This is a genomic window from Salibaculum sp., assembly GCF_035270045.1.
Taxonomy (GTDB): domain Bacteria; phylum Pseudomonadota; class Alphaproteobacteria; order Rhodobacterales; family Rhodobacteraceae; genus Salibaculum.
In genome coordinates, this window is the sequence record NZ_DATFIP010000026.1 from 1 (window position 1) to 2,065 (window position 2,065).

General features: G+C 63.2%; 3 protein-coding genes. All 3 read left to right on the forward strand.

The annotated features are described in order from the left end of the window. Positions 1–451: DUF4143 domain-containing protein (locus VJ897_RS04215; RefSeq protein WP_324053555.1), on the forward strand; the 451-nt coding region annotated here is incomplete at its 5' end. Beyond that, positions 394–1,659 carry an IS256 family transposase gene (locus VJ897_RS04220; RefSeq protein ID WP_324053557.1) on the forward strand — a complete coding sequence of 422 codons (1,266 nt, stop codon included), beginning with the start codon at positions 394–396 and terminating at the stop codon, positions 1,657–1,659. The genes VJ897_RS04215 and VJ897_RS04220, both read left to right, overlap by 58 nt. Before the next feature lie 80 nt (positions 1,660–1,739). Next, the gene (locus VJ897_RS04225; protein WP_324053558.1) at positions 1,740–2,009 is read left to right on the forward strand and encodes a M48 family metalloprotease; all 270 of its coding nucleotides are present in this window, start codon (positions 1,740–1,742) and stop codon (positions 2,007–2,009) included. Positions 2,010–2,065 lie beyond the last annotated feature (56 nt).

Consider the following 2,065-nt stretch of genomic DNA (forward strand, 5'->3'; position numbering starts at 1 on the left):
GGCCTCGATCCTGACACGCGATCTGCGCGACATCGCCAAAGTGGAGAAACTAACCGAGCTTCCGAAGTTCGTTCGGCTGCTCGCCGAACATTCCGGGCAGTTGGTCAATTACTCGCAGTTCGGGGCAGGCATTAACGTCAGCCATAAGACGGGCCAGCGTTATGTTGCGTTGCTTGAACAGGTGTTCCTGATCGCGACTTTGCAGCCGTGGTTCACCAACGCGCTGAAGCGCATCGTCAAGACGCCCAAGCTGCACTTCCTCGACTCTGGTTTGCTGGCGACCGTACGCGGGCTCACCGGGCTATGGCGGAAAGTGGGTGACGGGCCGATGAGGGGGTGGCGTATCGTGGCGGTGACGAGCCAGCCACATCTCCGGGAAAGGAGTGATACGCCATGTCAGAGAGTATCGTTGTCGCCTTGCGTCAGCCAGGGCAATCGGAGGATCCGCTGACCGAGCTGCTTCGCGACGGGGCCCGGCGGTTGCTGGCCCAGGCGATTGAAGCCGAGGTCGACACCATGCTGGCGGACCATGCGCGTTTGAAGACCGAGGACGGCCGGCAGCGGGTCGTGCGCCATGGCCACGGCCCCGAACGTTCGATCCTGACTGGGATTGGCCCTGTTTCTTTCCGACGGCCGAAGGTCCGTGATCGCGGATGCGGGGATGGCGGGTCGCGCATTCGCTTTACCTCGGCGATCCTGCCGCTTTTCGCGCGCCGCACCCGGTCTGTCGATGCCGTCCTGCCGGTTCTGTATCTGCGCGGGGTGTCGAGCGGGGATTTTCAGGAGGCGCTGTCGGCCCTGCTCGGCAAGGACGCCCCGGCGCTTTCGGCGCAGGTTCTGTCGCGTTTGAAAGCCGAGTGGGCGGCCGAGCACGACCGCTGGCGCCGGCGTGATCTGTCGGCGCGCCGGTATGTCTACCTCTGGGCGGACGGGGTTTATCTGCAGGGCCGAATGGAGGACGAAAAGCAGTGCATCCTGGTTCTGATCGGAGCCACGCCCGAGGGCCGCAAGGAGCTGGTGGGCTTCCAGGCCGGTTTCCGCGAAAGCACGCAGAGCTGGCGCCAGCTGCTGACCGATCTGAAGGCTCGTGGCCTGGCTGCGGGTCCGGACCTCGGCATCGGCGACGGCGCCCTGGGGTTCTGGAAGGCGCTTGAAGAGGCGTTTCCACTGAGCCGCCATCAGCGCTGCTGGATGCACAAGACCTGCAATGTGCTGAACAAGCTGCCGAAAGCGCTGCAGAAGACGGCCAAGGCGGACCTGCAAGAGATCTGGATGGCCGAAAGTCGAGCCGACGCGATAGCCGCGTTGCATGCCTTCCTTGCCAAATACGGCAAGAAATACCCCGCGGCCATCGACTGCCTGAACCGTGACCGCGAGGCATTGCTGGCATTCTACGACTTCCCTGCCGAGCACTGGGTGCATTTGCGGACGACGAACCCGATCGAAAGCGTCTTCGCCACGGTCCGCCACCGCACCGTCCGCACCAAGGGATGCCTGTCGCACGTGACGGCCCTGGCCATGGTCTTCAAGTTGATCATGGCCGCCGCAAAGACATGGCGCTCGCTGAAGGGCGCCAATCAGTTGCCCAAGGTCATCCAAGGCGTCAAATTCGCCGATGGCATCGAGGTTGCCGATACCGATCAAACCGCCGCCGCTTGATCCGCCATCACCCAAACTCGGTCATAGCCCGCGGGCTGATGGTGGTAATCCCCAACCTGTCGCCGGCCATGGTCATGCGAATGTTCCGCGCCCGGCCGATCGGTACCTGGGATGCGCCGGATCTGGCCCGGATGATGCGCGAGCTTGGCCGGCGCGCCGGGCTGGATGCGCCGCCGGCACTGTATTGGCTGCCGGAGCGCCGGGTGAATGCCTTTTCGACCGGCGATTCGCATCGCTCGGCGATTGCGCTGTCCGAAATGACCTTACGCGTCCTGTCGCCGACACAGACGGGTTGCGTTCTGGCCCATGAGATGTCGCATAATGCCGAGGTCTGGATTATGCCGCGTTGATAGCATTACTCCCGTGATTCATGGACATCTCGGCATAAATGACGCGGCATAAGATT